The sequence below is a fragment of the Epibacterium ulvae genome, assembly GCF_018678075.1.
In the GTDB taxonomy this organism is placed as follows: domain Bacteria; phylum Pseudomonadota; class Alphaproteobacteria; order Rhodobacterales; family Rhodobacteraceae; genus Epibacterium; species Epibacterium ulvae_A.
In genome coordinates this window covers 23,037-49,651 of sequence record NZ_JAHHIR010000047.1, presented here as the reverse complement: position 1 = coordinate 49,651, position 26,615 = coordinate 23,037, and the positions used below count along the sequence as shown (strand labels likewise).

Here is a 26,615-nt window from a genome sequence, read left to right as displayed (position 1 = left end):
AGATACAGCTTACCCTCCGCAGTCTGCACCTCGGCAATATCGATATGAAAAATCCGATCGGGTAGCGCTTGAACTGCTGCCGCTTAGGCTTGTCGCCCTCGACATCCGGCAAGCGCGAGATGCTATGCCGCTGAAGACACCGACGCAGCGCTGACCGCGTCAGATGCGGGATCGAGGGCCGGAGCGTATAGAGGCAATCATCCAACGGCAGCAGCCTATGCCGCCGAAATGCGACGATCATTGCCTCCTCGGCTTGGCTGAGAGTGGTTGAGCGCGGCTCTTTCGGGCCTGTTTTGCGATCCTCAACGGTCTCGCGCTTTCGCCACTTGGCAACCGTCTTCGGGGTGATCCCGGGTTCCGTGCTCAGCGCCGCGATCAAAGCTTGCGATCGCTGTATTGCTGCTCTGACCGCGTGCGTGCCCTCCCGGCAGATTTGCGGTGCAAATCGCCTGCCGGGCAACAGTGCGTGGCACGCCCGTGAAGCACTTGTCCCACAATGCTTCCTTCGATTCCAAAAACAGATCGCACCATCAAATTATGGGATCAAACACCTAATCTCGGGTGAATGGTTCTGTCGTTTCTTAATTTCGGATCGCTTCTTTCGTCATGCGATCCACCTTAACAATTGACCGAATTTCCGCGACCACCTCTGTCAATGTTTCTGGACCAAGCTTTACCGTTTCTTAGAAGGGGATCCGCAATATGCGCCTTAAATGTATTTTCTTAAAATGAGGAAGATCCGAATTGTTCGAAGAACATTCCCCTAAGGACGCAGCCAAGATCTCCGCCCTCCCCACGTTTGACGAACAGGCGGAATCAGATAAACAAAAGGCACAAAAGCTCGTCGCCCTTGCAGAAGCCGCGCCGTTGACGGACGGCGGATTGCGCACGGGTGAGCTTTTGTCAGAGGCGCTTGCGCTTGACCCGACCAACCATCAGGCGCAGATTTTTCGCGAACGCCTCTATCAAACCTTTGTCCCGCGGTGGCACTTTCCGATGTTGGCCGATACCGCGCGCAACACCGCCTATGCGCGCGCGATCGAGGCCAAGGTGCAGCCTGGCGACATTGTTTTGGACATTGGTTGCGGCGCGGGTCTGACCGCCATGCTGGCCGCACGCGCTGGGGCCAAACATGTCTATACCTGCGAGTGCCAACCTTTGATCGCTGAGGCCGCCAAACAGGTGATTGCCGACAATGGATTGAGCGATCGCATCACCGTCATTTCAAAGTGGTCGCATGACATCGTTGTGGGCGTTGATATCCCGGAGGCGGCTGATCTTGTGGTGTCGGAAATCGTCGATGCCATGCTGCTCGGCGAAGGCGCGCTTGCGACGCTGACCCATGCGATGAAGGCTCTGGCCAAGCCTGATGCCCGTGCGATCCCGGAACGCGGCACGCTGATGGCGCAGCTGGTCCAAAGCGACAAATTGCTGGAAATCTGGCACCCGGAACAGGCCGAAGGCTTTGATTTGAAATCCTTTCACCGGCTGGCGAATATTGCACAAGTGACGCCGAATGATCTGACGGCCTGTGGCATGCAGCCCCTCGGCCCGACCCAAGATCTGTTCGACTTTGACTTCACCAATCCAAACATAAACCCCGCGCATACGGTTGAGCAGCTCACTTGTACGACAACCGGAACACTGCATGCGGTGTTTGTCAGTTTCGAGATGGATTTGGCCGACGGCATCAAGGTCGACAATGAAATTCATTCCGGCGGCCATTGGGGTCGGTCGGCCTTTATGTTGGAGCGTCCCTGTGTGGTCACGCCTGGCGAGCAATGGACGATCACTGCGCAGCATGACGCTTCACGGCTGAGCGTGCATGTTCATGACGAACAACCGCCGGCAGCCAAATCGTCCTGGGTGGCTGATACATGGGCCCCAACTGCCGCCAAGGAAGAGCCCGCGCCTCTTCCACAGGCAGCGATCGCCAAACAGGGCCCGACACAGACGCACCGTCTGCACTGACCTCGTTTTGAAACGGTTCTGGCGTCGGGGTCCCAGATCGCGCGGCGCCAGAGCAGCTCCAGCAATCAGGCAGCGTTACCGGCCGTCTGGCTTTACGCAGTCCAGAATATCGGCAATATCCGCCGCCAGCCCGGCCAATTTGTCGCCCATCGGATTGGTCCTGCGCCAGACCATTCCGATTTTACGGCTGGGGCGTAGGCTGACGAAACGCGCGATGGAGACATCGGCAGAACGGGTTTCCACCGGCACCGCCATTTCTGGCAATAGTGTCACACCCAGGCCTGCGTTCACCATCTGCACCAACGTCGACAAGGAAGACCCATCCATCACCTCGCGCGACTGGCTCGGACGCAGTTCGCAAAAGCTGAGCGCCTGATCGCGAAAGCAATGCCCCTCTTCCAGCAGCAACAGCTGCATTTCGCGCAGGCTCTCCTGGCTGGGCACCGGGTTTTTGGCGTCCGAGACAGGGCGCACCAGAACGAAATCCTCATCAAACAGCGGGTGTTCGACAAACCCTGTCTCTCCTACGGGCAGCGCCATGATCGCAGTGTCCAACTGACAATCTTTGATCGCGCGGGTCAGGTGTTGGGTCTGGGTCTCGCGGATACGGAACTCAAGCTGCGGATAGCGCGCGCCCAATCCGGTCACCACCTGGGGCAGCAAATAAGGGGCCACGGTGGGAATCACACCCAGACGCAAGCGCCCGGCCAGCCCCTGTTTCGCAGCCCGCGCCAGATCTCCCAACTCATCCACCGCGCGCAGGATCTCTTGGGCACGGGTGCGGAATTCTTCTCCAAAGCTGGTGAGCTGCACGGACCGCGCGGTGCGTTCAAACAGCGACATGCCCAAATTGGCCTCTAACTCTTTGATCTGAACTGAAAGAGCGGGCTGGGACACATTCGCGGCATCAGCCGCACGGCCAAAGTGACCCTGTTGGGCAAGGGCTTCGAAATACTTCAACTGGCGTAGGGTAATGTTCATCATAATCTTTTCCTATTCCATTGATCACTTAATGCAACTTAAAATTATCAATTACCCCTGCTACCACTAAGGAAGGAGAGCGCCGGTCCATGTCGACCTGGCCAAGACACAGCCAATCCAATGTGAGGAGACGACAGCTATGGACGGAAATAAATCAGCGCAGGCAACAGGTTGCCCGGTGATGCACGGGGCCAACACCGGCGATCAGCCCTCGGTAACCGCATGGTGGCCCAAGACGTTGAACCTGGACATTCTGCACCAGCACGACCGCAAAACCGATCCACTGGGCGAAGAATTTGACTATCGCGAAGTGGTCAGATCCCTAGACGTGGACGCGGTGAAATCCGACATCACAGCGCTTTTGTCCGACAGCCAATCCTGGTGGCCTGCGGATTGGGGCCATTATGGTCCGTTTATGATCCGCATGGCGTGGCACTCGGCCGGGACCTATCGCACCGCTGATGGTCGCGGGGGTGGTAACACCGGCAACCAACGGTTTGCGCCGCTGAATTCCTGGCCCGATAACGTCAACCTCGACAAGGCGCGCCGCCTGTTGTGGCCGATCAAAAAGAAATACGGCAATGCGCTGTCCTGGGCCGATCTGATGCTGCTTGCCGGCAACGTGGCCTATGAAAGCATGGGGCTCAAGACCTTTGGCTTTTCCTTTGGGCGCGAAGACATCTGGCACCCCGAAAAAGACGTCTATTGGGGATCCGAGAAAGAGTGGCTGACCTCGACCCGCTATGACGAAGACGAGGATCGCGCCAGCCTGGACAACCCATTGGCCGCGGTTGTGATGGGTCTGATCTATGTCAATCCCGAAGGGGTGAACGGGAAATCCGACCCGCTGCGCACCGCGCAAGATATGCGCGTCACATTCTCGCGCATGGGTATGAACGACGCAGAGACCGTGGCGCTGGTCGCAGGCGGGCACACCGTTGGAAAATCCCACGGCAACGGCGACGCAGCCCTGCTGGAAGCGGACCCCGAAGGCGCGGACATCCACGAACAAGGGTTGGGTTGGAACAACCACACCACCCGCTCGGTTGGTCGCAACACTGTATCGTCGGGCCTTGAGGGCGCGTGGACAACCGATCCGACCAAATGGGACAATGGCTTCTTCAAACTGCTGTTCAAATACGACTGGGAACTGGTCAAATCTCCGGCGGGCGCGACCCAATGGGAACCGATCAACATCGCCGAAGAGGACAAGCCCGTCGACGTCGAAGACGCCTTGATCCGCAACAACCCGATGATGACGGACGCGGATATGGCGTTGAAGGTCGATCCCGGTTTCCGTGAGATCTCTGAACGGTTTGCCAATGACCAGGAGGCATTCTCGGACGCATTTGCCCGCGCTTGGTTCAAACTGTTGCACCGCGATATGGGACCCAACGGCCGCTACATCGGCCCGGAAGCACCTTCCGAGACCCTGATCTGGCAAGATCCCGTTGATGCAGGCCCACAGGATTATGACGTCGACGCGGTAAAGGCCAAGATCGCCGCATCCGGTCTGTCGGTCGCTGATATGGTGTCGACCGCCTGGAACAGTGCACGTACCTTCCGTGGGTCCGACCTGCGCGGTGGTGCCAATGGCGCCCGGATCCGCCTGGCCCCGCAAAAGGACTGGGAGGGCAACGAACCTGACCGTCTGGCGCATGTTCTGTCCGTGCTCGAACCGATTGCCGCCGATGCAGGTGTCAGCGTTGCGGATGTGATTGTTCTGGCCGGGAACCTTGGTGTGGAACAGGCGGCCAAAGCGGCTGGCTTTGACCTCGCCCTGCCCTTTGCACCGGGTCGCGGCGACGCAACCGATGCGCAGACCGATGCCGAAAGCTTTGACGTGCTGGAGCCGCTCGCAGATGGGTTCAGCAACTGGCAAAAGGAACACTATGCCGTTGGTCCCGAAGAGATGCTGCTGGATCGTGCACAGCTGATGGGTCTGACCGCGCCTGAAATGACCGTTCTGATTGGTGGTTTGCGGGTGATCGGTGCCAACCACGGCGGCAGCGCCCATGGTGTATTCACCGACCGTGTTGGACAGTTGAGCAACGACTTCTTTGTCACCCTGACCGATATGGGTTTTGCCTGGGAGCCGACTGGTCGCAACAGCTATGACATCAAAGACCGCACGTCGGGCGATGTGAAATACACCGCCACCCGTGTTGATCTGGTGTTTGGCTCGAACTCGATCCTGCGCTCTTATGCCGAGGTCTATGCTCAGGACGACAATGCCGCGAAATTCGTAACCGACTTTGCGGCGGCCTGGACCAAAGTGATGAACGCGGATCGCTTTGATCTGGACTGATCGGACCGATAAAACACACAAAAGGCGGCTCCCTATGGGCCGCCTTTTTTCGTTTCGGTCTGTCGCGCCGAGATTTACGCCGCTTTGCGCAATGGCAGGCACATAAAGGTGCTGCTTGGGTCGGCGCTATAGTCGCCAAACGGTTCGCAATATTGATAGCCAAGCGATTCATAGAGCCCGCGCGCCGCGTCATAGCCGGGGCATTGCGATGATCCCGTCTCCAGCAACAGTGACATGTGGCCTGCTGCCATCGCCTCTTCTGCCAGATGGATCATGATCTGACGCGCCAAACCGCGCCCGCGCATGTCCTGCAGCACATGCACCGATTTCACCTCGGCCGAGCCATCAGCCAGCACCGAAAGCGCACCACAGCCCACCGCGCGTTCCTCGTGAAAGGCCACCCAGAACTGTAGCCCTTTGTCCCGCATGGCGTGTGGATCAAGCGTATGGTTGCACTCTTCCGGGCTGTTTTCGGCGGAATAGCGTACATGCGCTGCCAACAGGTCCTGCAATTCCGGCGCGACTGGATCAGCCAAGCGAATATCTATCATTTTGTCCGGTCTCCCCCATTGCACACCCCGAGTATGAAGTCGCAAATCTACCATCGAACCGAGCTGTTCTGCTCGCGTTGACCGTGTACCACCGGTCGTAGCTCGTGTCCTATCAGTTTTACGAAAATACCGGGTTTTTCCAGAAGACTTGCAATAAATACGTAAACTTACGCGGCATCTCTGAACAAAATAAGGGCGGTGCATCCCCCTGACGCACCGCCCTATCCGAGCCTGCTGTCACCGTCAGCAGATCAGGCCCAGAATTTCCAAAATGGCTTTTTGCCGCCACCAGCTGCCATGGCGACCGGTGGATAGGCTGCGTCTTTCATGACACCGGCCAATGTGGTGTAGGCTGTGGTCCAGGCCTCAGCGACCTCGGGCGTCCAGGCCTCACCCAGACCTTTTTCCAGGGTGCGCAGCAAGGAGCCGCCAACCTTGTCATAATCCTCGGCCTTTACGCCGTAACCCACGTGGCCAATCGCCAGCTTCTGGGCAACCGGCACGATCTTGTCGAGGTCGCGCAGACCGTTCACCACAACGCCCAACGTCGCCATCAGTTTCGAGCCTTGTTCGCTCATGTCGGTATTGGCGAAATAGGGCTTCACCTCGGGCGCGGTTTCAAACAGATCGTTGTAAAAGATCTCAGCGGCCGCGTCTTTGATGGGCACCACTTTGGCAAAGCTGTCCTGGATCAGAGTGATTTGATTGCTATCCATGTTTTCAGTCCTCCTGTCGGGGTTCGTATATGTGTTTTGCTGCGTTATTCAGTTGCCAGCGTGTCACCGCCGCTGGCCCAGACCATAAAGCGCACCGCTGCCTGAACCTGCGCATCGCTCAGGTCCTCATTGCTGCCGCGCGGTGGCATCTGGGTGTATTTGGGTCCGGTAAATCCGTTGATGGCATGGTCAAACAGCACCGCCAGCCCCTGCTCGATCCGGGGGCTCCATGCATCTGTTGCGGTGATTTTGGGCGCACCGGTCAACCGGTTGCCGCCGTGGCAGGCCTGGCAGGTGTCTTCCCAAACGACGCGTCCGTCTTGCAACACCGCGTCCTGGGGCATGGGCAAACGCTCAACCGAGACAAAGCCCTCGATCCCTTTTGGGGCCAGGAGATCTGCAGGAAAAGGCTCTGCCTGCAGTGGAGTGGCCGCCGCGAAAAACGCGACAGCCCCCACCAGCGGCCAGAGCCGAGATTTATGTGTCGACCCACGCACGGCGATCAGTTGACCGGGATACGGATCACAACACCGCCCATCACGTCGCCGCCTTCAAAGTCGGTACGTGGGCTGTCTTTGTGCTCGTTGTGGCAGGTGTAGCAGGCCGGAGCGACCGCAACATCTGCGTAAACAGCGGTGAAATACTCGTCGCCGCCCAGCTCTTCGACACCATAGAAGTTTTCGCCTGGGTTATCGTTGATATACTGCAGGCCTTCTTCTTCCATTGGGGTCGTTGGTGCGTTCTGCTTGTTGATCGGCCACAGCGACAGCAAGGAGTATGAGAACTCATCGGTGTTCTCTGCCACCATCTCTGCCCCAAAGCGGAACATCTGTGCCGGCAGAACCAGCGCCTTGTCGTCGACAAAGTGTTCAGACGCGGTGATCACGCCTTCTTCATTGGCCAAACGGTTCACAACCATGCGGGTGTAAACCGTACGATCCGAGCTCATGACCAGGTGCAGAAGGTCCGCAACTGTCTCAAACTCCATACCATCGGCCATAGCGCTGGTCGCTGTGGTGCCCATCAGGGCTGCGCCCAGAATTGAGGCTTTGATTTTTCCTATTTTATTTCCCATATGTAAGGTCTCCTGTGCCTTTCGCGGGTTGCAGGGTGCGTGACCAGCCGGTCATTGGTTGGCGCCTTCGGTCGGCTGGGTCACGCGTTTCAACGCCCAATCGAGGCTCTCGATGTGGCGATTTGGCTGGCCCGTAAAGTTGCGGTTCACCAGCTCCGGATCCGCCAAAGCATCGATGGCAAATTCCAGACTGTGGCATTCCAGACAGGTCGGGCGGATCATTTTCTCGTTTGGACGCAGGGTGTCGTTCTGGTTGTGATTGGTGGTGATTACACCGCGTCTCTCGGTTTTGGGCATATGGCAGGTCGCGCAGGTCACGCCGGATCCCGGCGGCAGGTCTCCTGCCAGCTCCCTTTGCCACAGGGCAAAGTGGGGGCTTTGGGTGAAATTCTGACTGTGCTCATCCGCGTGACACGACAGGCAAGCGCCCACGGCTGCAAATTGCAGATCCTGTTCATGCGGGTCGTGACAGGTGGAACAGGTCAGCTCTTCGCCGTGGGCATCCGGCAGCAATGGCACGCGGGCCTCAGCGGTGCTCATCAACGGGGCCGGGGTTGGGTCAACCAAATAGGCCTCAAGGAATGCAATCGCGCCATCTGACGGATCGGACCAGCCCAGACGTTTCAGCATCCGTTTGGCAGGGCGCGGATTGGACACTTCGGGGTGGCGGCGCATGCCGTGACGCCCCAGCGCAAAGGTCTTGGCCTCATCCTTGTGGCAACTGGCGCAGACTTTCTCTTCGGGGTGTTCGATCCACTGGGCGGTAACCTCTTCTTCGGTCTCAGCCTTGGGCGCGTGGCAGCTGGCGCAATTCACATCCGCCAACGCATGGGCAGATCCCGCCCAATGGGCTTCGACCCCTTGATCACGCGCCGAGACAGGGGCCGAGACTTCGGCCAGATAGGCTTCGATATCTGCGATCTCGGGACGGGGTTTCTCGCGTGCAGCGGCCTCTATCGAATGGGTAGGATCTTCCTGCAACCAGGGTTGATCCGAATGTTTCACCAGGAAATCTTCGTACAGCGCGCGGTTGTCGTGGAAATTATGGCAGCCGGCCGTTGCACAGGTTTCAAAGCCCAAACCTTCATGGCTTTCGCGGTTGACCCGCACGTCTTGGTCGCCTTCGCTGTGACAGGCGACGCAGAAATCGCCCGGCTGGGTTACCAGACCTGCTGATGTAATCTCGGGCCGGTGTTCGCTGTGACACGAGGTGCAGAACCGCGCGTCGATCTCATCCCAATAGGCCGCCATACGGGGTGGTTTGAACTTTTTTATCGGGTGGCTGTCGTCCGAGGCCTTCAGCTCATCCTTGTGGCAATTCACACAGGTCTTGTTGATGTCCTTGCGGATTTTCTTTTGTCCGGCAAAGGGTTTGGACGTGTGGCAGGTCTCACAGGCCAGCTCGATCTGGTGGTGCACACCTGCGGTCTGTCCGGGCAACAGATCGGTCCGGTCGCCAGTCACATAGATGCGTGCAAGCCCAACCCCTGCCAGCGCAAAGGTGCCAATTCCCCAGGCCATCCAAAGGAATTTGGTCTTCATCCGCCCACCCTCAAAACGCGTAAGAGGCCAGCACGTGCAGCAAAATCAGCACAGGCAAAGGCCAGATAGTGAGGATATGAACCCAAGTGGGCAGTTTACGCGGAGGGTTGCGGCTGTTGCCAATGCGGCGCGCGCGCAGCTCGTGATCGCCGCCAGTGGTCAGACCGGCAATCGCCCCAAAGGCCGCGGTCAGAATAAAGCCAAGCCCCAGCGCCATGTTTAGATTACTGCCCAGCCGGAACCCGGTATGGGCGACAAAGCCGATGATCGCGGCAATGCCGATCCCCAGATGCACCAGCCGCCAGGCATCAAAACTGCCCAAGCGATCTGTCCAGCGGATCCGTTTGCGCAGACCGATCACCATGGCCGAGACAAACAGCCCCAGCAGGATAAACCCGCTCCATTGTTTGACGATATTGTCACGCCACAACCAGACCCGCAGGCTGTCCGCGTCATAGCTGGTCGGCAGCGGAACATGTCCGGCCAACAGCGGATACAACGCGCCAAGAGCCGCCACGCAGGAAAACCCCAGAACCGGCTTCCACAAAGGCATCGGCTGCGGTTTGCCGCCCACATCGATCAGATCCTCGACCAGCGGACGGCAGGTGCCGCATACGGTGCTGGCCCCGGTTTCAAAGCTGACCTCATCCACTGTGCCGCAGCCATTGTTGATCGCTTTGCGGATCGCGCCACAGGTCACGCCGGTGCAATTGCACACAGTCGCCGTGTCCGGCATCGCATCTACGGCCTGTTCGCCTTCCAACCACAGCTGGCCGGTCTTGCGGAACCGATGCAGCATCCAAGGGTAGACCGTGATCTGTTGTTCAACCCCGTCCTGCAGGCGGCTTGCTTGCGGACAGGGGCCAACGGCAATGGCCCCCACCAGCTTGCCCCGATCCAGAAAGATCCGGCGATAGCCCAGATTGTCTTCCCAGACGTGGCTCTTGATTGCGGCGGAGGCATCAAGCTGTTCGACCGCTCCGGCAGAAAACACGTCTGCGCCAATGACTTTGAGCTTGGTTGCCGGGGTCTGGCCGACAAAGCGCGTGCCCTCTCCGGCTATCTCGGCTGCGGCGACCTCGGCCTGGGCATAGCCCGGTCCCACCAGACCATACATCTGCCCCTGATGCTCGCAGCATTCCCCGACGGCAAAGATATCGGGATCGCTGGTCTGCATCTGGTCGTTGACAACCACACCGCGGCCAAAGGCCAGTTTGGCCTCTTGCGCCAGTGTGATATTGGCGCGCACGCCGGTGCAGACGATCACCGTGTCGCAGGAGATTGTGCTGCCATCGGACAGGGTCAGCCCCGCGACGCGGAACTCTCCATCAATGGTTTTCACCGCGATCCCGGTGCGCACCGCAACGCCGATGTCTTCGATCTGCAAGGCAAGCCGTGCGCCGCCACCGCTGTCCAACTGGCGCGGCATCAGGCGAGCTTCGTGTTCGATCACCGTGACCTCACAGCCACGCGCACGCATCCCCTTGGCCGCTTCCAACCCCAAAAGACCGCCGCCGATGACCGCCACTTTGCGCGCCGACAAGGACCGCGCCAGCAGGGCCGCAGCGTCATCCGCCGTGCGGAACGTAAACACGCCTGGCAGTTCGACACCCGGAATACGCGGCACAAAGGCGTTGGAGCCGGTCGCCACCACCAATTTATCAAAGGGCCATGTGCCGCCATCTGCGGTCACAACCTGTTGCGCATCACGGTCGATCGCCACCACGCGCATGCCTTCGACCAGGGTAAACCCCTCGCCCAGGTTCTCAAGATCCGGCAGAATGATGTCGCCAAATTGCACATCACCCGACAACAGCGGCGTCAGACGCACGCGATTATAGGGAGTGACGGCCTCACCGCTTAGAACTGTGACCTGTTGTCCACGTTGCACCAGCTCTTGTGCGGCACGAATGCCGACAGGACCGCCACCGATCACCACAACCTTCTGGGCTGTTGGTGTCTCGGGGCCTGAAAGATCCGGTCCTGGCGAAGTAAGCTGAGCTTCCGGTTGCAACGTATTTCCCACCTGTCAAAGGGTCACGCACCCCAAATTGATGGGATGCCCTAAGCGATGAGCGACATTGCTCGAAACTGGGTGCCTGCCAAACTTTGGCGGTACCAAATTGATCCATGGACGCCATTGTCCACGATTGTGTTGCCAAAAGCTCATCACCTTGGAGCGCTGCGGTGCAAATCCCCGGCCCGGCTCACGGAAAGTTTTTTAACAAAAGCTCAACAAATGGGCGGCTTTTTCGCCGTTTGCATAGCCGCACCGCAGAAAATGAGCAAAAGGGCAAAAAAATAAAAGCCTATTTTTCCTATCCCTTTTGCTCGTGACGTTGAGAATCACAGGTCGCAAGCAGCCCACCGCCGGTGTTCAGGAGGGCCAGATTGGCGGTCGTTTTGCAGGTCTCAGACCGCACCGCGGACCGAATACCCTCACCGATTTCCACATTTCCGAAGTAGAGCATCAGCCGTGACCGCACTGGTCCCAATCTTTGGCCGTGCGCCGCCTCGGCCTCTGCTGCGATCCGGGTGAAGCTGGGGAAATACAGCAGGCCTACCGCGTTGAAATCCAGGTCCGGCAGCGGCATATGGTGTGCGAGATTTTGCCCATTCAGACCCTGCTCGCGATGGATCGCACGCAATTGGCGGGCCTTTTGCGCGGCCTCTTCGGCAAAATCATCCGGCGCGGCAGGCAGGACCGGTATAATCGCAGGCGGCACCCGGAACACCGATTTATTCACCCCGGCCTCCCCATGGGTCACAAAGGTCGACACCATCCGCAGGCGCAGGACCAGCCTCTCGCCGCAAAAGACCTCGTGATTGGATTGCAACCGGCTGCGCCCCGCCTGCCACAGGGAGGATCGCACGTGTGCCCGCCCCCCCAGCGGCACTGCATCGGGACGGGGCTGTTCGAAATGGGTGGCGCAAAAGGCGGCATAGATCAGCCGCCCCTGCGCATCGCGAAACACCGGCTCGTCTTGTCCCATCGCACGGGCAATCATCTGCCAATGCACATCGCCCAGATGTTTCAGCCACCAATCCTCGGACAGGCCCCGCAGCGACAGCTGCGCCATGCCCAAGGCCACCTCGGCCTCCAGGTGGATCGCCGCCAGCGGCTCGCGTGTATGCAGCGTCATCACGTGGCTTCCAGCACCGGCGTTTTGGCATATTGGGCAATCGCATCGGCGAGGTAACGGGAATCCTCGTTAATCCCAAGGAACCGCCCCGACCCCCAAGTGTTAAGCCAGCCAAGCCCGATGAAATAGAAACCCGGCACATCGCAGACACCGCGCGTGTATTTCGGACGCCCACGCTCATCAAAGACGTCAACCTCGATCCAGCCATAGTTGGGGCGAAAGCCAATCGCCCACAGGACGGATGTGATGCCCTCGTCAGCGCAGTTGATTTCGGTCACCTCAACCTCGGGGTGCCAGACCTTTTCAAATGGCTTCGCTTCGGGGGCGTTGATCCCCTCTTTGGTGATATAGGTGTCGATCGCTTTGCAAATCCCGACATAGCTGGCATCCGCATCATCCAGGTTTTGCGCCAGATCCGGCAGGAATTGAATGGTCTGGCCAGACATGCCGGATACCGATCCATAAAGCCCGACGCCCTCACGCGCGAATTGGCGCAGGTCGATCTCATGCCCGCCGTCGCGCCCGGTCATATAGTGGTTGGTCTTGGTCACCGCATGCACCGGGTCTGGGTGGCGGTCGATGGTGATATGGTAATGCCCCATCTCATAGAGCCAATCGGTAGCGTCGCGGCCGCGGTACTGACGGGGGGAGCGTGGCGCGGGTCCAACCGCAAGCGCAACCTCGCGCCCTTCCAGATGCAGATCCTCCATCAGCTGCACGCCGGACTGGCCAGTGCCGACAACCAAGGTCTTGCCTTCCGGCATCTGCGCCGGGCGGCGGTAGTCCACCGAATGCATCTGCAGGATCGATGGATCCAGATCACCGGCATAGGGCGGCACGATGGGGTTGTCATAACCCCCAGTGGCAATCACCACCTGATCAGCGCTGTAATTGCCTTGGCTAGTGTCCACCAGATAGGAGCCGTCCTCGGTCCGCGTGATCCGGGTCACAGCGCAGTGTTCCACCAGCGGCGGATTGAACTTGGCGGCAAAGGCATCGAGGTAGTCGGTGATCTCTTCCTTGACCATAAACCCATCCGGGTCGCTGCCCTGATAGGGGAAATCCGGCAGGCGGCATTGCCAGTTGGGGGTTACCAGACAAAAGGTGTCCCAGCGGTTCTCGCGCCAGGAATGAAACTTGCCATGGCGTTCCAGCACCACATGGTCGATGCCCTCACCGGTCAGATAATAGCTGGTCGACAGCCCGGCCTGACCGCCGCCAACGATGACAACGGTTTTGTGCTCACGCTCACTCATGAAGGAAATCCTTATCCAATACGCAGACACTGCACTTCGGCACTGTCTTCAAACTCTTTGGCGCGCGCCTCGATCCGGTCGAGCTGCGCTTCCGCCCGACTACAGCGGTAGCCATAAATCGCCGCCACCCGGCCACTTGCCTTGTCCAGCGCCAGACGGGAGCGGATCACAAAATCCCCCAGGGTATAGGTGGTGGCGGGCGCTAGAAACTCGGTCACCACACTAGATGGGGAGTAACAGATCTCCTCCTGACCATCGGGCCACCGAACGGTAAATCGCATCTCAGGCATGCTGGGCCTCTCGTGTTTTCAGATCGATAAAGGGGGTCTTGGCATGGTCCCAGAACAACGCCCGTTTGCCGCGCTGGCTGAGGGTCACAGCGCTGCCCGCCGTCACATCACCACAAACCGCCGCCGTGATACCGCTGGCATGGAAGGCGTCACAGACCGCGTCGGCCTTGTCCGGGGCGACAGACAGCAAAAAGCCAAAGCTCGGGAAGGAGCGCAGCCAACGGTCCAGCGCGACACCATTTGGCAGCGGGATCGCCTCACATTGCAGGTCAATCGCCACGCCGGATGTCTCTGCCAGCATCAAAGCGGTGCCTATGATGCCGCCTTGGCTGATGTCTTTGCCTGCGCGCACCAGTCCAGCTTCGGCGAGATCGGGCAACAGGTTCAAGTTCTTGCGCAACTTTTCCGGGGTCGAGGTCAGCGCCGCGTTCCAATTGTCGAACGGCTCGCGGTAGCTGCCGCTGTGGTCCACCGCCGCAATCACCACGTCACCGGGGCGTGCTGCAAAGCTGGAGATCAGCGCCTTGGCATGGCCAATGATCGACACCGCCAGTTGCAGCTGATCGGTGCGCAGATTGCTGTGCCCGCCGACAATCGGCACGTTATAGGCGCTGGCGGCTGCCTTCATGCCCGCCAGAACCGGCTGCGCGGCCTCGGCACTTGGCGCCCAGAGCGCATTGGTCACCGCGCGGGGGCGTCCGCCCATCGCCAGAATATCAGAGATATTGACCATCACCCCGCACCAACCCGCAAACCAGGGATCGGCCTCGACAAAGGCATTGATGAAACCTTCACCGGCAAACAGATCAAAGCCCGCACCATTCGGCAGCACCGCCGCATCATCACCCGGCTGGCCCGCGCTGTCGCCGGTCAGACCCAGTGCCGCGGTGGCATCCGCAATGTCCAATTTGCCCCGGATCGAAGGGTGCGCCCGCAGGTCGCGCACCATCTGTGAAAGCTGTGCGTCCTGCTGCATCACACCCGTCTCCGCCGTCTGCGCCCCAGTGTTTTCCAACCGCAAGCCGGATCTTTGATCGGGGGATAGGCGTTCAGGTCCGCCGACATCTCCATATGGGGCACACCGTGCAGGTCGACCTCTTGGATCGGGGTCCAATGCAGGCGTTTGAACAGGGGCACATTTTGCACCTGCACATGGGCCAAAAAGCGGTCGCATCCGCGCCCGTTGGCGGTCGACACCGCGAGCCGGATCAGCTCAGCCCCCAAGCTGCCAATGCGGCGATGGCTGGGGGCCACGGCGAGACGCGATCCCCGCCACAGACCCGGAGCATCCTCGTGAATGCGCACGGTGCCGACCACTTGATCCGCCTCGGATGCATAGGTCGAGATTGCCACCAACGGCATCGCAAATTCATCGATTGCATCGCGGTCGTGGTTCTGAAAAATCCCCTGTTCGCGGACAAAGACCTGATGGCGCAGCGCCTCAGCCCCGGCCTGTTCCCAGGCCAAGGTTGCCGCGCGGATAAAGAAGTCGGGCGAGACAAAGACCGATTGGTTCTGAAAGCTCATGATGCGGCCTCCAGCGTTTTGAGACCCAATTTTTCATAGGTCGACAGCGCCGAACACGCACCGCATTTGCCGCAACCTGCCTTGATCTGATCCGCGGCCATGCCCGCGCGCAAAATCATCTGCGACAGGGGCCGCAGGACCGAGGCCATGAATTCAGAACTTGGCGCCGGGTGGCTTTCGAGCGGCGTGCCCGAGACCGGCACAAAAGGCACCACAAACGGGTAGACCCCAATGTCACATAGCTTTTGGGAGGTTTCCAAGATCGCCTCGGCCGTGTCGCCAAGACCTGCCAGAATATAGGTTGAAACCTGACCACGGCCAAAGACCTTTACCGCCGCTTCAAAGCTGGAAAAATACTTCTCAAGGCTCACTTGCGCCTTGCCCGGCATGATACGTTCGCGCACCTCGGGCGTGACCGCTTCCAGATGCATGCCCAGCGCGTCGACGCCTGCGTCATACATTTTCTGATGCCAGGCATCGTCCTCGGGCGGCTCACATTGCGCTTGAATGGGCAGATCCACCGCCGCCTTGATCGCGCGTGCACTGTCGGCCAATACCGCCGCGCCGCGATCCTTACCTGCCGGGGTGCCGGTGGTCAGCACCATGTGCTTGATCCCGTCCAGCTCAACCGCGGCCTTGGCCACTTCGGCCAGTTGTTCGGGTGTTTTGTGGGCAATGGTGCGCCCCGCCGCCAGCGATTGCCCGATGGAGCAGAACTGACAGGTTTTCTTGCGGCTTTCATAGCGAATGCAGGTCTGCAGCACCGTGGTTGCCAGCACATCACGCGCGTGCAGCACTGCGATGTGATTATAGGGCACCCCTTCGGCGGTTTTCAGATCATAGAATTTGGGCCGCGCCGGGAATGAGATTTTGGCCAGCTTCTCGGGCGCGGCGGCACCCAGTTTGGTGACCTCGGCCGTGCCCTCACAGCCATCCGGGGTCACAACATAGGGGCTGTCAAAGGCCGGCGCGGTATGAACCGGCACCATCACCGTCTGATCGCCAATTGTGACCGCCTTGTGATCCGTCGGCCCTGCCCCGCCACGGCGGCTTTCGTGACCGGCGCTGGGGTCCACCAGACGCATGCCACGGGTCTGCAATTCGTTGATCAACTCAGCATCAGACATTTTCAGCCTCCAATTCAGGGGAAAGGGTTTGGGCAAATTCACTGTCGTCTTCGATCCGGTGCACAGGGCGCGCAGGTCGCGCGTCATGCACCAGATGCAGCAATTCGGGGCGCGCATAATGGCCGACGCTGTCCATCATCCGCTTGCGTTTGGTGACCAAACGCATATCGAGATCGGCAATCAGAATGCCTTCGCCTTCGGTCAGAGGCGGCACCACATGGCGGCCTTCGGGAGAGATAATGCAGGTCATGCAGCCATCGCGCAGACCCTTTTGCAGCTTGGGATCATCATGAATGCTGGCGATCTGCTCCTCGGTCAGCCAGCCGGTGGCATTGACCACAAAACAGGCGGATTCCAAAGCGTGGTGGCGCATGGTGACTTCGATCTGTTCGCCAAAGATCGGCCCGACCAGACTGCCGGGGAATTGTGCGGCGTGGATTTCCTCGTGCTGGGTCATCAGCGCATAGCGTGCCAGCGGGTTGTAATGCTCCCAACAGGCCAACGCGCCCATGCGGCCCACTTTGGTGTCGACCACTTTGAGGCCGGAACCATCGCCCTGCCCCCAGATCATGCGTTCATGATAGGTCGGGGTGATCTTGCGCCTTTTCAGCGCCAGCGTCCCGTCCGCGTCGTAAATCAGCTGCGTGTTAAACAGCGAGCCGTGGTCGCGCTCGTTGATGCCCAGAACGATCACCACCCCATGGGTCTTGGCCGCTTTGGCCACCGCTTCGCTTTCGGGAGAGGGCACGGTCATCGCCTCTTCGTACAAGCGCAGATGCTCGGCCCCCTGCTGCATCGGCGGCAGCACGAATGAGAAATAGGGATACCAGGGTACAAATGTCTCGGGAAAGACGATCAGATCGGCGCCTTTTCCGGCGGCCTCGGCAATGGCGTTCAACACGCGGGTCAACGTGCCCTGGCGGCTGGTGAGATCGGGCGCGATTTGCACGGCGGCGGCGCGGACGGTTGAGTTGGACATGGGGTGATCCTGCTGGGACAAATCAAAAGGCAATCAGGTAAAATTGGGGCAACCTCGCTGTTGCCCCGGATGGAATGCGCGCCAGGGTGCGGGAGACGCCGTTGCCTCCCGCGTCTTGTGCGCGCGACCAGATCAGACCGTCCAGGTGTCCAGGATGAAGGCATTGTCCTTGCGGTGCAGTAGAACGATATCCAACACATCCTGAGGCGCGATCGGGGTGATCCCCGGCAACAGCGACGGTTCACCATGACCCATCAGCATTTGCAGCGCGAAACGGCAGGCATAGACTTTGCCGCCCTCTTTCATGAACTTCATCAGGTTGGCAGAGTAGTTCTGCGCGCCGGGAAACGCTTCATCGCCCAGGGTTGGGAAACCGCGTTGCACGCCGAGGGAGACGCCGGGACCATAAAGCAGAACCGAGGTTTCAAAGCCTTTGCGCTGCAGGCGGATCGCTTGCAGAATGTTGACCAGACCGATGGATCCTTCAAAGGCTACGGTGTGAAACGTCACCAGCGCTTTTTCACCTTCGTCGGCCTGTACGTCCTCAAAAACCTTCTCTTCGTAGTTTACAAAATAGTCGCCATCCTTGTGGGCGGGTGTTGTGACTTCGGGCATCTGCGTCCTCTCCTGTGTTCGTCGCGTTGATGTCCCCTCTTTGCTGACCGGTGACGCTGCCCCTGCCCATCACTGCATACAATTTTGCGATCAATAAAATTGTATTGATTGTATGCTTTGCTCATATCTTGGGCGCGAAGGAGGTCCAAACGGCTAAAAAAGTGCCCAAACTTGTTTGAAATCGTGAAATATGCGGAAATTCCCTTGCGATAAATTGTCTGGAAATGATCCATACAATAACCATCAATTTCCATACGAGTCTCCGGGTCCATGCAAAACTGGCGCAGTCGAATCGAACATTCCTCCAATCCTCGCTACCTGGCGATTGCCGATTGCATCGCACAGGACATAAAGGACCGCGTGCTGCTGCCCGGCGATCGCCTGCCGCCACAACGCAAATTGGCGGATCAATTGGGGGTCGATTTCACCACCGTGTCGCGTGGCTATTCCGAGGCGCTGAAACGCAAGCTGGTGGAAACCCATGTGGGGCGCGGCACTTTTGTGTTGGCGCAGCAAGTGGTCACCAATATCAGCGATGACCGGCGCGCCAATGCGTTTGATCTGACCATGAATGCCCCCCCCGAACCCACCGATCCCGAACTTTTGGACCGGATGCGGTCGGGCCTGTCGGCGGTGTCGGATGATCTGATCCACCTGCTGCGCTACCAATCGCCCACCGGCAGCGAACAGGACAAAGAGGCCGCCTCGATCTGGTTGTCGATGCGCGGCATGGTGCCGAGCCTCAACCGGATCATGGTCACCCCCGGCGCCCATGCCACCATGTTGGCACTGCTGTCGGTGCTGGCCGAACGCGGCGATACCATCCTGTGTGAGGATGTGACCTATACCGGGTTTCGCAAGATCGCCCGCCAACTGGGGCTGACGCTGGTCGGCGTGCCCTGGGACAAGGACGGGATCCAGCCCGACGCGCTGGCCGAGCTGATCAAGCAGCACAAGCCCAAGGCGCTGTATCTGAACCCCACCCTGCACAATCCGACCACCCACACGATCCCGCAATCGCGCCGCCTGGAAATCGCGCGTCTGATCCAGCATGAAAACCTGCCGCTGATCGAGGATGACGCCTATGGGTTTATTCCGCCCGACGCGCCGCCCCCGCTGGCGACCAGCGCGCCCGAACAGACCTGGCATATCGGCGGGCTGGCCAAATGCATCGGTGCAGGTCTGCGGCTGGCCTATACGGTCGCGCCCAATGCGCGGGCGGGTTTTGCCTTGGAGAACGCCTTGCGCGCGGTGGCGGTGATGGCGTCGCCCCTATCGATGGCGCTGACCACACGCTGGGTGCTGGATGGCACCGCCGACCAGATCCGCCGTTTCATCCGGTCCGAGACCGCCGCCCGCCAGGAGATCGCCGCCGGCATCCTGACCGAGGCGCATTACACCGCCCAAGACAACGCCTTTAACGTCTGGTTGCAATTGCCGCCGGGGGTGACCTGCGCCGCGCTCATGTCGCAGATGTCCAATTTTGAAATCGGCATTGTGCCCGGCGATAATTTCGCCGTGGGCAGCGATCAATCGCAGATGGCGCGGGTCTGTCTGGGCGGCCGCATTGGCCGCGCGCGCCTTAGCGAGACGTTGACCCATTTGAACAACCAACTGTGGCAACTCTCAGCACCCGCGGGCGGGTAAACGTTGAAACGGCTAAATCTGCAATCCACCCTCGGCCTTGTGACGCTCTTGGATCCTTTTCACGACCTATTGATCACAACACCTTAATTCGGCCCGAAAGTCGCGCGATCAAGCACGTATCCCCGCCTATTTAAACGCTCACAAACCTCAGACCGAGGTCACAAAGATTGGCTCAAATGGTGCTCGCATGCTTCTGACACTTACGTTTCTGTTCGTAACGATTACACCGCCCTTGGTTTCCCACTTCCGGCACCCTGCTCTTGCGATGTTGTTTATGTCTGCTGCAGTTGGATACGGCTGCTTCGCGGTTGGGATAAAGGTCAACGCCTTCCCGACAGACTTATCATTCGGCCTTCCTGAACACGGTGCTAATTTCGCGCTTTACTCCCTTGGCCATAGCCTCTCCCTTATGCAAATCGTAAATGTGATGGTCTTCTGCGGGGCTGTGATCTGGCTCCAGGAGCGACTTGGCGCGATGTATTTCCCGTCGCTGACCAAGCTCTCATTCTGGCTGTTGCACCTGGGTCAAGCCACCTCGATTGGTTCGTTTTTAGCATTGACCATCTTGCCAAGCCCACGCCGATACATTGACCATCCAGTTGCCATAGACAGTTTTCTGATGGCCCAGACTGCTAGCTTCTACCTCAGCTGTATGGCAGCTCTCAGCTTACTTGGGCTGGTGATGCTTTCATGTATGCGCCACCGGTGCAAACGCGCCAGTGGCTAGCTTAGGCCTCCGCCTCTGCAACGGCCAGCTCTGCCATTTTCAACGCAGCTTCGCGGCTGTCGGCAACCGCGATGAAACGGCCGTTGTGGCAGAACTTCGCGCCCTTGACGCCAGAGGCCTCTTCCAATGCGGCGTCGGTCAAACCGGCCCAGGCTTCGGGCAGATCAGCGCGGTTTTCAAAGGTATCGCTGCCCACACGAATGGTGGTCAGCGTCCAGTCCGTGCCCCGCGGATGCACCACAAACCACAGATGATCCGCACCGGTTGCATCCACAGCTGAGCGGAACGGCATGCCCATCGGCAGCTCCAACACGCGCCCCTCACCCGCAGCGGTGATCGCATCGGTCACCATGGCTTCGGCGCGGCGTTTGGCGGCTTTGCGGCGGATCAAAGCCTCAACCAGCCCGCGCGCCATCGTCAGCGCCGCCTGGAACGCACGATCATCGGCCCCCTCAGAGGCGTCATCAAACACCGGCTTCAGGCTTTCGATCAACGCAGGCAAGGTCAGACCGGCGAGCATTGGCCCGGCTTGGCCCGGGTTCATCACCCCATTGTCCATCAGATCGATCGGCAGCACAAAACCGCGATCAAAGGAGGCAAAGATCTCCTCCAGATGCGCCGGATCCACGTCCAGCGCCCGCAGGTAGTCGTGGCCATAATGGGCCCAGATCAGACCAAAGGAGCTATAGGGCTGCGCCTCTTCCGCGTCATCTTCCTGGGGACGCAATGGCACCGGTTTCTGGTGGTGGTCAAAGATCTGGCGCGCAGCATCAAATTCGCGACCTACGTCATAGATAATGCGATCTTCGCCCGGCGTGATCCATTCCGCATCGCGGCTGCGCACCAATTTGGCGTCGGGAAACAGACGCGTCAGGATGACCGAGGACAGGACCTCATCGGCGTGAAAACCACCGGAATGGGTGACAAGGAAAGAGATCGACATGGGGTGCAAACCTTTGGGCGGATGTTTGGGTCGGCGTGATCTATCAGATTACAAAGGACCACGCACGGCCCTCTTGGGATCACAGTTAAGGCCGCCTCTACCGCGCAGCTGCGCGATGTTCAACGCCAGCCACCCTCAGCGCGAGGCAACGTGATGACGGCGCAACAAGGTGCGTCGATCCAGCAACACCTTGATCAAAGCCAGCGCAACCGCGCCGCAAAGCGTCCATTTTGTCAGCACCTCCATCGTGCCTTGGATCAACAGCGCGTGCAGGATGCTGCCCAGGATCACAATCACGCCGAGCCCCAAATGCACTAGCCGCCACAGGCGCACCCGTATCCGCAAACGTTTACGCAGAACCGCCAACGTGGCCGCGACAAACAACGCCCACATGGCCGTCACGCCCCAGACCGAAAACGGCATCGGCGAGCGGTACAACAGCGCATCCACAACATCCGGCGGGCTGGTCAACCACAGGCCCACGACATGCACCACGATCGACAGCACCAGTACAGACCCCACCAGACGGTGAGATCGCCGCCCCGCCGCCAAGGACAGGCCCGGCAAGGCGCCGCTCATCAACAATGGTTGCAGCAGCAACAGCGACATCGCCACAATTCCGGCAAAGCCGGCGGCGATATAGATCCCATCGCGCCAGGCCAACAGCGGGCTTTGCGTGGCAACCAGCATCGGCAACGCCATCAGGAAAACAAGACCGACCCAAATCAGAAAAGCGCGCAGCCGCATAGGTTCGGTCAAGCCGGCTGCAGAACGAAGTCAGCGTTCAAAGTTGTGTCGGACGCACGTTTCATCACTGGACGCATGAACACCGTCTCGAACTCTGCCACGTCACAGGCCAAATGCCCATGCGGTTGACCAAAGGCCGGCACGATCTGCGGCATCTCCAGACGGAAGGTTCCGTCAGCCTGTGTCAGCGTCGCACCGTGGCTTTGGACGTCACGTTCATGGCCTTCGGTGGTATGGGCCCAGACCTGAATGCGGATGCCTTCTAGTGGGGCCCCATCACCAGCACGCAGTACCGTTCCAGTCATCCAGAACCCGCCACCGCCAATTTTATCAACAAGAGGCGCACCGGGGCGATAGTTGTTGGACCCGCCGCGCATCGAAGGCGTCGGCGCAAGGCCTGCCGCACGCGCAGGCGACACCAAACCAGCGACACCGGCGACCAGCCCCGCGCCAGCCGCGCTGCCCGTCACCAGAAATTTGCGGCGGTTTTGATGTTTGAAATCCATATCCGTTTCCCTTCTCGCACGGTTTTTGCGCAGGCGCTACATGCCGCCAAAGATCTCTGCCGTTGGCAATATCTTAGGGCAGCGCGCACGCGTTGCGAGGGGCAGAATGGGGTCCACACGGCTTCGTGACCCCGGACCGGCACAAGACCGCCGAACACCTGCCAACAAAAAAGCCCCACGCGGGCTAACCGATGGGGCGATCTTACATCAATCTGTCATGGGCGCGACGTATATGCGCGCCCGGCTGGATCAGTGGGTCCAAACCGCACGACGGTTGGTCGCAAAATTGTCGCCATAGCCACCGGCGCGGATATTGGTCTTGCGGGACTTGGGCTCATCCACCTGCGCGTCGATACCATTGGCCTCGGCGTAATCCAGCGCGGCTTCCTTGGTTGCGAACTTCAGGCGCACCTGCGCCTGAGTGTCATCCGAGGAGGTCCACCCCATCAACGGGTCCACTTCACGCGCGCTGCTTTGAACGTATTCCAGAACCCAGGTCCGGGTCTTGGCCATGCCCGAGGTCATGGCATTTCTCGCTGGACGGTAAATACGCGCGCGCATGGCTGTCTCCTTGGCCTTGAGAATTCGCTCCTGACTATATGCGACAGGCTACCCCTTGGGCGCAAGATGCCAATTGTCACGCATTGCACCGATTTCACGTGGAAATCCGCACGATCCGCCCCCAATCCCGCCGCAATTCCGTCTCGGCGCTTGAAATCCCCCTTGCAGAAGAACAAAAACGGATCAAAATCGCCGCAAATGCCCCGCCCGGCCCCAAAGGAGTCGCTCATGCCTTACGCAAATTCCGACAATTCCCAGCCGATGATGGCGGATCGCGCAGCTGAGCGCCGCCCCAAGCTGGAAGGCGGCAAGCGATTCGAGATGCACACCACCTTTGCCCCCGCAGGCGACCAACCCACGGCAATTGCCGAACTCAGCCAGGGCATTCTGGACGGAGAGCGCAATCAGGTTCTGCTGGGTGCGACCGGCACCGGTAAGACCTTCACCATGGCCAAGCTGATCGAAGAGACCCAGCGCCCCGCCATTATCCTCGCCCCGAACAAGACCTTGGCGGCGCAGCTTTATGGGGAATTCAAAGGTTTCTTTCCGGAAAACTCGGTTGAGTATTTTGTGTCATTTTATGACTACTACCAGCCCGAGGCCTATGTGGCGCGCTCGGACACCTATATTGAGAAAGAAAGCCAGATCAACGAACAGATCGACCGCATGCGCCACTCGGCCACCCGGTCGCTGTTGGAGCGTGACGATGTGATCATCATCGCCTCGGTCTCTTGCATCTACGGTATCGGCTCGGTTGAGACCTATTCCGCGATGACCCAGGATCTGAAAACTGGCGAGGATTATGAACAACGCCAGGTCATGGCAGATCTGGTGGCCCAGCAATACAAACGCAACGATCAGGCCTTTCAACGTGGCTCCTTTCGGGTGCGCGGCGACAGTCTGGAAATCTTCCCCGCCCACTTGGAAGACCGCGCCTGGCGGCTGTCGTTCTTTGGCGAAGAGCTGGAAAGCATCACCGAATTTGATCCGCTGACCGGTGAGCGTACCGGCACGTTTGACCAGATCCGCGTCTATGCAAACTCGCACTATGTGACACCAAAACCCACGCTTAATCAGGCTGTTATCTCGATCAAGAAAGAGCTACGACAGCGGCTGGATCATCTGGTCGGTGAAGGCAAACTGCTGGAAGCGCAGCGGCTGGAACAGCGCACCAACTTTGACATCGAAATGTTAGAAGCCACCGGTCACTGCAACGGGATCGAGAACTACTCCCGCTATCTGACCGGCCGCGCCCCCGGTGAGCCGCCCCCCACCCTGTTTGAATTCATCCCCGATAACGCCATTGTATTCGCAGATGAAAGCCACGTTTCGGTGCCACAAATTGGCGGCATGTACCGGGGTGACTTTCGTCGCAAATCGACCCTGGCCGAACACGGGTTCCGTCTGCCGTCCTGCATGGACAACAGGCCGTTGAAGTTCGAGGAATGGGACGCCATGCGGTCGCAATCCGTCTTTGTCTCCGCCACGCCCTCAAGCTGGGAGTTGGAACAAGCCGGCGGCGTCTTTGCGGAACAGGTGATCCGCCCCACCGGCCTGTTGGACCCCCAGATCGAAATTCGCCCCGTCGCCACCCAAGTCGACGATTTGCTGGACGAAATCCGCCAGGTCACTGCACGGGGGTTCCGCACGCTCGCCACGGTCCTGACCAAGCGCATGGCCGAAGATCTGACCGAATACCTGCACGAACAGGGGATCAAGATCCGCTACATGCACTCGGACATCGACACACTGGAACGTATTGAAATCCTGCGCGATCTGCGCCTTGGCACCTTTGACGTACTGGTCGGGATCAACCTGTTGCGGGAGGGGTTGGACATCCCCGAATGCGGACTGGTCGCCATTTTGGACGCGGATAAGGAAGGCTTCCTGCGGTCCGAGACCTCATTGGTGCAAACCATTGGCCGCGCCGCGCGAAACGCCGAGGGCCGCGTGATCATGTATGCGGATAAAACCACCGGCTCGATGGAGCGCGCCATTGGTGAGACCGACCGCCGCCGCGAGAAACAGATCGCCTATAACATCGAACACGACATCACGCCGGAGACCGTGAAAAAGAACGTCGAGGACGTCTTGGCCGGCCTCTACAACGGCGACACCGACATGAACCGCGTCACCGCCACCATCGACAAACCGATGCACGGCGCCAACCTGGAGGCCCATCTGGCCGGCCTCAAAGACGAGATGCGCAAAGCGGCTGAGAATTTGGAGTTTGAGGAAGCCGCCCGCCTGCGCGATGAAGTCAAACGCCTGGAAGCGGTGGATCTCGCCATCGCCGACGACCCCTTGGCGCGCCAATCCGCCATCGACGCCGCAGCCGAAAGCGCGGTGAAATCCCGCGGTCGTTCGACGGCGGGCCGTGCGGGTCAGCGCGGCGGGAATGTGAAGCGGCGGGGGCGGTGACCAAGAATTTCCCAGTCCGTGAGACAAGCATTTTATGTATATCGATCATTTCGCCCGGAACAACTTTGCAATTAAGTTGGGATTCTTAGGAGCCGGAAAAATATCTAGCTTCGTCACGCCCGATGCATTAACCCACTTAGCATCTAGAAGTTCTATCGCCACACCGCAAGTTGCCCTTGATGTTGTTTTATTACACTCCCAAAATTTATCATTCGAAATCTTAACGTTCGAAAATTCAATATCATTAATCTGGACATTTATTCCGTTACCGCTTTTTTCAGGTGCTCCATAGGTAACTTTTAGTTTGTCCGCTTCGGTACGGCCAGTAATGAATGCGTAGTAAACTTTTTCGTTGTTTACAACTTTTCGCGCGAACAAAGGCTCTTGACCCACCGAAAACCCCTTGTTCGCTTCTTCTTCATACGCCCCCTCGAGGAGGCTAGAAGCCCTCCTAGCCAAAATCCTTGAAGTGCGAACATTTACCGCGTCAACTTTAGCCTGAAATGCCAAAGTGCCTGAGATATTGGCATCAGATACTTTCACTAGATCCGCTGAAGCCCCGCTAATCTTCGAAGAAGCCAAAGAAGCATCACCATTGCTCTGAACTTCAAGTTCGGGAAAATCTATTTCGACATCTAACTCCTGGATAACTGCCTTTTCCCCAGAGGCGTCAAGTAGAAACACCTGCCCAGGAAGTTCAATTGAAGAAAGATGCGTGCCTGTCACTTCAAGGTAGCTATATGCGCTAGCGACATTGCGTAAGTCAGAACAGGCTGAAAAGGTCGAAAAAGCCACAAAAGCAGCAAATAAAGGAAATCTCATATCAACACCACCACTTTAGATTCACATGCATAAATACACCACACTAACAATAAATAAGATTTCGAAATATCAAAATAAAAATCACCTAGAGTAACGTCGTTGCACAAAAAACACCCAATGCGCGATTAAACTATTACCGTATTCCCACCCTCCGCATCGG

26 protein-coding genes and 1 pseudogene are annotated in these 26,615 nt (G+C 58.9%); 6 read left to right on the top strand and 21 right to left on the bottom strand.

What is annotated here, in order from left to right; all coding sequences use genetic code 11:
• Nucleotides 1-433 (bottom strand): annotated as a pseudogene (locus KMP13_RS20535) (IS481 family transposase); the annotation flags it as partial.
• A gap of 347 nt (nt 434-780) precedes the next feature.
• Between KMP13_RS20535 and KMP13_RS12865 the strand changes: the two are divergent.
• Nucleotides 781-1,971, top strand: a complete 1,191-nt coding sequence (locus KMP13_RS12865) for a 50S ribosomal protein L11 methyltransferase (RefSeq protein ID WP_215266250.1) — start codon at nt 781-783, stop codon at nt 1,969-1,971.
• 75 nt (nt 1,972-2,046) lie between these two features.
• On the opposite strand, the gene KMP13_RS12860 is transcribed toward KMP13_RS12865, so the two are convergent.
• Complete coding sequence (locus KMP13_RS12860) at nt 2,047-2,955, bottom strand: hydrogen peroxide-inducible genes activator (RefSeq protein WP_215266246.1); 909 nt, start codon at nt 2,953-2,955, stop codon at nt 2,047-2,049.
• Nucleotides 2,956-3,091: 136 nt separating this feature from the next.
• On the opposite strand from KMP13_RS12860, the gene katG reads away from it, so the two are divergent.
• On the top strand, nt 3,092-5,260 hold the full coding sequence (gene katG / locus KMP13_RS12855) for a catalase/peroxidase HPI (RefSeq protein ID WP_215266245.1): 2,169 nt from the start codon (nt 3,092-3,094) through the stop codon (nt 5,258-5,260).
• 74 nt (nt 5,261-5,334) lie between these two features.
• On the opposite strand, the gene KMP13_RS12850 is transcribed toward katG, so the two are convergent.
• The 6 genes from KMP13_RS12850 to KMP13_RS12825 form a co-directional block, all read right to left on the bottom strand.
• On the bottom strand, nt 5,335-5,811 hold the full coding sequence (locus KMP13_RS12850; RefSeq protein WP_215266244.1) for a GNAT family N-acetyltransferase: 477 nt from the start codon (nt 5,809-5,811) through the stop codon (nt 5,335-5,337).
• A 251-nt stretch (nt 5,812-6,062) separates the two neighbouring features.
• A complete protein-coding gene (locus tag KMP13_RS12845; RefSeq protein ID WP_215266243.1) occupies nt 6,063-6,527 on the bottom strand; it encodes a globin family protein in 465 nt (154 codons plus the stop codon).
• Nucleotides 6,528-6,571: 44 nt separating this feature from the next.
• The gene (locus tag KMP13_RS12840; RefSeq protein WP_215266242.1) at nt 6,572-6,871 is read right to left on the bottom strand and encodes a c-type cytochrome; all 300 of its coding nucleotides are present in this window, start codon (nt 6,869-6,871) and stop codon (nt 6,572-6,574) included.
• A gap of 158 nt (nt 6,872-7,029) precedes the next feature.
• A complete protein-coding gene (locus KMP13_RS12835; RefSeq protein WP_215266241.1) occupies nt 7,030-7,602 on the bottom strand; it encodes a Tll0287-like domain-containing protein in 573 nt (190 codons plus the stop codon).
• A gap of 51 nt (nt 7,603-7,653) precedes the next feature.
• The gene (locus tag KMP13_RS12830; protein WP_215266240.1) at nt 7,654-9,144 is read right to left on the bottom strand and encodes an ammonia-forming cytochrome c nitrite reductase subunit c552; all 1,491 of its coding nucleotides are present in this window, start codon (nt 9,142-9,144) and stop codon (nt 7,654-7,656) included.
• A gap of 10 nt (nt 9,145-9,154) precedes the next feature.
• Entirely contained in the window at nt 9,155-11,158 is a 2,004-nt protein-coding gene (locus KMP13_RS12825; RefSeq protein ID WP_215266239.1) for an FAD-dependent oxidoreductase, read from the bottom strand.
• Nucleotides 11,159-11,215: 57 nt separating this feature from the next.
• Here KMP13_RS12825 and KMP13_RS12820 point away from each other — a divergent pair, with 57 nt between their 5' ends.
• Entirely contained in the window at nt 11,216-11,449 is a 234-nt protein-coding gene (locus KMP13_RS12820; RefSeq protein WP_215266238.1) for a hypothetical protein, read from the top strand.
• A gap of 13 nt (nt 11,450-11,462) precedes the next feature.
• Here the strand turns inward: KMP13_RS12820 and KMP13_RS12815 are convergent, their stop codons facing one another.
• From KMP13_RS12815 to KMP13_RS12780, 8 genes are all read right to left on the bottom strand, one after another.
• The gene (locus tag KMP13_RS12815) at nt 11,463-12,287 is read right to left on the bottom strand and encodes a Pnap_2097 family protein (RefSeq protein ID WP_215266237.1); all 825 of its coding nucleotides are present in this window, start codon (nt 12,285-12,287) and stop codon (nt 11,463-11,465) included.
• On the bottom strand, nt 12,287-13,543 hold the full coding sequence (locus KMP13_RS12810; RefSeq protein ID WP_215266236.1) for an MSMEG_0569 family flavin-dependent oxidoreductase: 1,257 nt from the start codon (nt 13,541-13,543) through the stop codon (nt 12,287-12,289). Before KMP13_RS12810 ends, KMP13_RS12815 begins: the two co-directional genes overlap by 1 nt.
• Before the next feature lie 11 nt (nt 13,544-13,554).
• Nucleotides 13,555-13,833, bottom strand: coding sequence for an MSMEG_0570 family nitrogen starvation response protein (locus KMP13_RS12805; RefSeq protein ID WP_215266235.1), 279 nt, complete (start codon nt 13,831-13,833; stop codon nt 13,555-13,557).
• Nucleotides 13,826-14,809 carry a sll0787 family AIR synthase-like protein gene (locus tag KMP13_RS12800; protein ID WP_251363839.1) on the bottom strand — a complete coding sequence of 328 codons (984 nt, stop codon included), beginning with the start codon at nt 14,807-14,809 and terminating at the stop codon, nt 13,826-13,828. The genes KMP13_RS12805 and KMP13_RS12800 overlap by 8 nt, the downstream gene beginning before the upstream one ends.
• Entirely contained in the window at nt 14,809-15,360 is a 552-nt protein-coding gene (locus KMP13_RS12795) for an MSMEG_0567/Sll0786 family nitrogen starvation N-acetyltransferase (RefSeq protein ID WP_215266234.1), read from the bottom strand. Before KMP13_RS12795 ends, KMP13_RS12800 begins: the two co-directional genes overlap by 1 nt.
• Nucleotides 15,357-16,487, bottom strand: coding sequence for an MSMEG_0568 family radical SAM protein (locus tag KMP13_RS12790; RefSeq protein ID WP_215266233.1), 1,131 nt, complete (start codon nt 16,485-16,487; stop codon nt 15,357-15,359). The genes KMP13_RS12795 and KMP13_RS12790 overlap by 4 nt, the downstream gene beginning before the upstream one ends.
• A complete protein-coding gene (locus KMP13_RS12785; RefSeq protein WP_215266232.1) occupies nt 16,480-17,466 on the bottom strand; it encodes a Nit6803 family nitrilase in 987 nt (328 codons plus the stop codon). The genes KMP13_RS12790 and KMP13_RS12785 overlap by 8 nt, the downstream gene beginning before the upstream one ends.
• A gap of 132 nt (nt 17,467-17,598) precedes the next feature.
• Nucleotides 17,599-18,081: an MSMEG_0572/Sll0783 family nitrogen starvation response protein gene (locus tag KMP13_RS12780; RefSeq protein WP_215266231.1), complete on the bottom strand. Its 483-nt coding sequence runs from the start codon at nt 18,079-18,081 to the stop codon at nt 17,599-17,601.
• Between the two features lie 270 nt (nt 18,082-18,351).
• Here KMP13_RS12780 and KMP13_RS12775 point away from each other — a divergent pair, with 270 nt between their 5' ends.
• The gene (locus KMP13_RS12775; protein ID WP_215266230.1) at nt 18,352-19,728 is read left to right on the top strand and encodes a PLP-dependent aminotransferase family protein; all 1,377 of its coding nucleotides are present in this window, start codon (nt 18,352-18,354) and stop codon (nt 19,726-19,728) included.
• Between the two features lie 187 nt (nt 19,729-19,915).
• Complete coding sequence (locus KMP13_RS12770) at nt 19,916-20,455, top strand: hypothetical protein (RefSeq protein ID WP_215266229.1); 540 nt, start codon at nt 19,916-19,918, stop codon at nt 20,453-20,455.
• Between the two features lies 1 nt (nt 20,456).
• Here KMP13_RS12770 and KMP13_RS12765 read toward each other — a convergent pair whose 3' ends face one another.
• From KMP13_RS12765 to KMP13_RS12750, 4 genes are all read right to left on the bottom strand, one after another.
• Nucleotides 20,457-21,398, bottom strand: coding sequence for an MYG1 family protein (locus KMP13_RS12765; protein WP_215266228.1), 942 nt, complete (start codon nt 21,396-21,398; stop codon nt 20,457-20,459).
• 135 nt (nt 21,399-21,533) lie between these two features.
• Nucleotides 21,534-22,157, bottom strand: a complete 624-nt coding sequence (locus KMP13_RS12760) for a ferric reductase-like transmembrane domain-containing protein (RefSeq protein ID WP_251363838.1) — start codon at nt 22,155-22,157, stop codon at nt 21,534-21,536.
• A complete protein-coding gene (locus KMP13_RS12755; protein ID WP_215266227.1) occupies nt 22,154-22,651 on the bottom strand; it encodes a twin-arginine translocation signal domain-containing protein in 498 nt (165 codons plus the stop codon). The genes KMP13_RS12760 and KMP13_RS12755 overlap by 4 nt, the downstream gene beginning before the upstream one ends.
• 249 nt (nt 22,652-22,900) lie before the next feature.
• Nucleotides 22,901-23,212: an ETC complex I subunit gene (locus tag KMP13_RS12750; RefSeq protein ID WP_215266226.1), complete on the bottom strand. Its 312-nt coding sequence runs from the start codon at nt 23,210-23,212 to the stop codon at nt 22,901-22,903.
• Between the two features lie 228 nt (nt 23,213-23,440).
• Here KMP13_RS12750 and uvrB point away from each other — a divergent pair, with 228 nt between their 5' ends.
• On the top strand, nt 23,441-25,633 hold the full coding sequence (gene uvrB, locus KMP13_RS12745) for an excinuclease ABC subunit UvrB (RefSeq protein WP_215266225.1): 2,193 nt from the start codon (nt 23,441-23,443) through the stop codon (nt 25,631-25,633).
• 45 nt (nt 25,634-25,678) lie between these two features.
• Here the strand turns inward: uvrB and KMP13_RS12740 are convergent, their stop codons facing one another.
• The gene (locus KMP13_RS12740) at nt 25,679-26,455 is read right to left on the bottom strand and encodes a hypothetical protein (protein WP_215266224.1); all 777 of its coding nucleotides are present in this window, start codon (nt 26,453-26,455) and stop codon (nt 25,679-25,681) included.
• Between the last annotated feature and the right edge of the window lie 160 nt (nt 26,456-26,615).

Excerpts from the sequence above, each read along its gene's own strand:
- KMP13_RS12860 (WP_215266246.1), bottom strand. The coding sequence starts at position 2,955 with ATGATGAACATTACCCTACGCCAGTTGAAGTATTTCGAAGCCCTTGCC.
- katG (WP_215266245.1), top strand. The coding sequence starts at position 3,092 with ATGGACGGAAATAAATCAGCGCAGGCAACAGGTTGCCCGGTGATGCAC.
- KMP13_RS12850 (WP_215266244.1), bottom strand. The coding sequence starts at position 5,811 with ATGATAGATATTCGCTTGGCTGATCCAGTCGCGCCGGAATTGCAGGAC.
- KMP13_RS12845 (WP_215266243.1), bottom strand. The coding sequence starts at position 6,527 with ATGGATAGCAATCAAATCACTCTGATCCAGGACAGCTTTGCCAAAGTG.
- KMP13_RS12840 (WP_215266242.1), bottom strand. The coding sequence starts at position 6,871 with ATGCCCCAGGACGCGGTGTTGCAAGACGGACGCGTCGTTTGGGAAGAC.
- KMP13_RS12835 (WP_215266241.1), bottom strand. The coding sequence starts at position 7,602 with ATGGGAAATAAAATAGGAAAAATCAAAGCCTCAATTCTGGGCGCAGCC.
- KMP13_RS12830 (WP_215266240.1), bottom strand. The coding sequence starts at position 9,144 with ATGAAGACCAAATTCCTTTGGATGGCCTGGGGAATTGGCACCTTTGCG.
- KMP13_RS12820 (WP_215266238.1), top strand. The coding sequence starts at position 11,216 with ATGAGCGACATTGCTCGAAACTGGGTGCCTGCCAAACTTTGGCGGTAC.
- KMP13_RS12815 (WP_215266237.1), bottom strand. The coding sequence starts at position 12,287 with ATGACGCTGCATACACGCGAGCCGCTGGCGGCGATCCACCTGGAGGCC.
- KMP13_RS12810 (WP_215266236.1), bottom strand. The coding sequence starts at position 13,543 with ATGAGTGAGCGTGAGCACAAAACCGTTGTCATCGTTGGCGGCGGTCAG.
- KMP13_RS12805 (WP_215266235.1), bottom strand. The coding sequence starts at position 13,833 with ATGCCTGAGATGCGATTTACCGTTCGGTGGCCCGATGGTCAGGAGGAG.
- KMP13_RS12800 (WP_251363839.1), bottom strand. The coding sequence starts at position 14,809 with ATGCAGCAGGACGCACAGCTTTCACAGATGGTGCGCGACCTGCGGGCG.
- KMP13_RS12795 (WP_215266234.1), bottom strand. The coding sequence starts at position 15,360 with ATGAGCTTTCAGAACCAATCGGTCTTTGTCTCGCCCGACTTCTTTATC.
- KMP13_RS12790 (WP_215266233.1), bottom strand. The coding sequence starts at position 16,487 with ATGTCTGATGCTGAGTTGATCAACGAATTGCAGACCCGTGGCATGCGT.
- KMP13_RS12785 (WP_215266232.1), bottom strand. The coding sequence starts at position 17,466 with ATGTCCAACTCAACCGTCCGCGCCGCCGCCGTGCAAATCGCGCCCGAT.
- KMP13_RS12780 (WP_215266231.1), bottom strand. The coding sequence starts at position 18,081 with ATGCCCGAAGTCACAACACCCGCCCACAAGGATGGCGACTATTTTGTA.
- KMP13_RS12775 (WP_215266230.1), top strand. The coding sequence starts at position 18,352 with ATGCAAAACTGGCGCAGTCGAATCGAACATTCCTCCAATCCTCGCTAC.
- KMP13_RS12770 (WP_215266229.1), top strand. The coding sequence starts at position 19,916 with ATGCTTCTGACACTTACGTTTCTGTTCGTAACGATTACACCGCCCTTG.
- KMP13_RS12765 (WP_215266228.1), bottom strand. The coding sequence starts at position 21,398 with ATGTCGATCTCTTTCCTTGTCACCCATTCCGGTGGTTTTCACGCCGAT.
- KMP13_RS12755 (WP_215266227.1), bottom strand. The coding sequence starts at position 22,651 with ATGGATTTCAAACATCAAAACCGCCGCAAATTTCTGGTGACGGGCAGC.
- KMP13_RS12750 (WP_215266226.1), bottom strand. The coding sequence starts at position 23,212 with ATGCGCGCGCGTATTTACCGTCCAGCGAGAAATGCCATGACCTCGGGC.
- uvrB (WP_215266225.1), top strand. The coding sequence starts at position 23,441 with ATGCCTTACGCAAATTCCGACAATTCCCAGCCGATGATGGCGGATCGC.
- KMP13_RS12740 (WP_215266224.1), bottom strand. The coding sequence starts at position 26,455 with ATGAGATTTCCTTTATTTGCTGCTTTTGTGGCTTTTTCGACCTTTTCA.